Source organism: Desulfovibrio sp. 1188_IL3213 (assembly GCF_036763145.1).
In the GTDB taxonomy this organism is placed as follows: Bacteria; Desulfobacterota; Desulfovibrionia; order Desulfovibrionales; family Desulfovibrionaceae; genus Desulfovibrio.
This window is the reverse complement of sequence record NZ_JBAIYR010000290.1, coordinates 1-3,038: the sequence shown is the minus strand read 5'-3', so window position 1 is coordinate 3,038 and position 3,038 is coordinate 1. Positions and strand designations below refer to the sequence as shown.

Genomic DNA, 3,038 nt, shown 5'->3' with positions numbered 1-3,038 from the left:
TGGCCCAAGGCTCTGCCCGCGTCGGGCGGCGTGCTGCGCGAACCAAGGGGGGTTACTTCGTCCACGGCAACACGCAGCAGCAGGTCAGACCCCTTGGCCGAGTCTGCGGGTACAAGTTCCCGTTCACTTTGCAGATAGGCTGTAAGCATTGACTGAAGGTCGGCATTGAATGTGGCGCTGCCGCCGCTCACGTCCACAAAGACGCTTTGCCCGGGGCTTGCCTTGATGACGGGCAAGGGGCCGGGCTTGGCTTCGGCCTGGTTGGAACGCGGATCAGCGGGAGAACCGGGCGGAAAATCCGAAGTTTCCGGAGTGTCCGGGCCGGCGTTATGACGCGATGAGCAACCAGCAGCCAGCAGGCACAGCATGGTCAGGCAGATTGCTGCCGCAAAACGGTATGGTATTGGACATATGCGCATATATCCCTCATTTTGACTGGAAATTACTATGATGCTACCGCAAATGGCACGGCCCTGTCCAGTTGGGCATGTCGTGCTGTCATGCTTGTGGAAGTGACGTTTCATCTGCCCAATAATCCAATATATTTTTCTTCTGCGCCCGTCAGTCTGCCATGCGTTGCCCAGGGCTTTTTTTGCTCTCGCAGATCTTGGGCAGCAGCCCCGGCTTCGTGACCCGCACTTGACGCCTTTGGGTTTTATCGTATCTTGCCGTTACATAAAGGGCGCGCAGGAAAGTTTTTGGCGCAGCCGGAAAGCCAGTTGAGGGCAGCATGGGCAAACAGTTGATAATAGTGGAATCACCGGCCAAGGTTAAGACCATCAAGAAATTTCTTGGACCGGCATATATGGTGCAGGCCAGTGTGGGCCATGTGCGCGATTTGCCCGCCAAGACGCTTGGCGTGGATGAAGAACATGACTTCGCGCCCCATTATGAAGTTATAGAAAACAAAAAAAATGTGGTCAGCGACCTGCGCGCGGCCGCATCCAAGGCCGAGACAGTATATCTGGCCCCTGACCCCGACCGCGAAGGCGAGGCCATTGCCTGGCATGTGGCCGAGCTTATCCGCGATAAGGCAAAGGATATCAAGCGCATCCAGTTCAACGAAATTACGGCCAAGGCTGTCAAGGAAGCGTTGGCGCACCCGCGTGAACTCAACGCCGATCTTTTTGACGCCCAGCAGGCCCGTCGCATTCTGGACCGGCTGGTGGGCTACAAGATTTCACCCCTGCTGTGGAAAACCATCAAGCGTGGCATATCCGCAGGCCGGGTGCAGTCCGTGGCTCTGCGCCTTATTGTGGAGCGCGAGGAAGAGCGCGAGGTTTTCAAACCTGAAGAATACTGGCTGTTCAAGGCCCTGCTCTCGGGCGAGGTTCCGCCTCCATTTAAGGCCGATCTGGTCAAGGTCAACGGCAAAAAGGCCGTTATCGGCAATGCCCGGGAGGCGCAGGCCCTTGAGGACGCCCTCAGGGGACAGCCCTTTGTGGTGGAAAACGTGGAGCAGAAGGAGCGCGAGCGCGCCCCGCAGCCGCCCTTCATTACCTCCACGTTGCAGCAGGCGGCCAACCAGCGCCTTTCCTATTCGGCCAAGCGCACCATGAATATTGCCCAGCGCCTCTACGAAGGCGTGGAACTGGGAGATCGCGGTCTTACCGCCCTCATCACCTATATGCGTACGGACTCCACGCGCATTGCCGACGAGGCCCGGGACGCGGCCAAGAAATTTATTGCTGAACACTTCGGCAAGGACTATCTGCCCAAGCGCGCCCGCGTGTACAAGACCAAAGGCAGCGCGCAGGACGCCCACGAAGCCGTACGGCCCGTGGACGTGTCCATCACGCCCGATGAGGTCAAGCAGCATCTGCCCCCTGACCAGTATAATCTTTACCGGCTTATCTGGTCGCGTTTTGTGGCTTCGCAGATGGCCGGAGCGCGCTTTCACGACACCACGGTCACCATTGCCTGCGCCCACAGCCAGTGGCGCGCCAAGGGCGAGCGCCTGCTTTTCCCCGGCTTTATGGCGGCCCTGCCCCGCGCCGGAGAGGATGCCGATTCCGAACTGCCGCCCGTAGAGGTGGGGCAGACCCTCAAGCTGGAAAAGATGGACAAGGAGCAAAAGTTCACCCAACCCCCGCCACGCTACAGCGAAGCCAGCCTTGTGCGCGAGCTTGAAGAGCGCGGCATCGGGCGTCCCTCCACCTATGCGGCCATTATTTCCACCTTGCAGGACAGGGAGTATGTGAGCCTGACCGAAAGGCACTTTGTGCCTACCGACCTCGGCCGTGTGGTCTGCGGCCAACTCACCGAGCATTTTTCGCGCCTGATGGACGTGGGCTTTACAGCCCAGATGGAAGAAGGGCTGGACAAGGTGGCCGAAGGCAAGGAGCACTGGGTGGAGCTTTTGCGCGCCTTTGCCGAGGACTTCAATCCTACCCTCATGGCCGCCGCCAAAAACATGCAGAGCGTCAAGGGCGGCATTCCTGCCGATCTTGCCTGCCCGGAATGCGGCAAACCGCTCATGATCAAGTTCGGCAAGGCTGGCGCGTTTTTGGCCTGTTCCGGCTATCCCGATTGCAACTTCACCAGCAATTTCTCGCGCAACGAGGAGGGCAAGGTGGAGGCCGTGGCCGCCGAGAAACCCCAGTATGAAAAGGTGGGGCAGTGTCCCAAGTGCGGACGTGACCTTGTGATCAAGAAAGCCCGCACGGGCAGCAGCTTTATCGCCTGCACGGGCTACCCCGAGTGCAAGCATGCGGCCCCGCTGTCCACGGGCGTGCCCTGCCCGCGCTGCGAGAAGGGCCAACTGGTGGAAAAAAGCACCAAGCGCGGCAAGATATTTTACTCCTGCGACCAGTACCCGCAGTGCGACTTCGCCCTGTGGGACAGGCCCGTGCCTGGCCCCTGTCCGCGTTGCGGCTCCCCGTATCTGGTGGAAAAAAAGAGCCGCGACGGCCTGAAGGTCATTTGCCCCGTCAAGGGCTGCGGCTACGTGAAGGAGGAAGGTCATGAACAGGAATGACGAACCTGGCGACACGCCCGGCATGGGCAGCACTGTGGAAACCGGCTCCACCGAGGCGGCC

At 59.8% G+C, this 3,038-nt stretch carries 2 protein-coding genes; one reads left to right on the top strand and one right to left on the bottom strand.

The features are described 5' to 3' along the window. Window positions 1–419 (bottom strand): hypothetical protein (locus V6C16_RS10420; protein ID WP_333543156.1); only part of this gene is annotated, 419 nt, incomplete at its 3' end. Between the two features lie 311 nt (window positions 420–730). Between V6C16_RS10420 and topA the strand changes: the two genes are divergently transcribed. Beyond that, on the top strand, window positions 731–2,977 hold the full coding sequence (gene topA, locus V6C16_RS10415; protein WP_333543155.1) for a type I DNA topoisomerase: 2,247 nt from the start codon (window positions 731–733) through the stop codon (window positions 2,975–2,977). Window positions 2,978–3,038 lie beyond the last annotated feature (61 nt).

What these genes read in the sequence shown, in the direction of transcription:
- topA (WP_333543155.1), top strand. Translation starts at nt 731, where the DNA reads ATGGGCAAACAGTTGATAATAGTGGAATCACCGGCCAAGGTTAAGACC.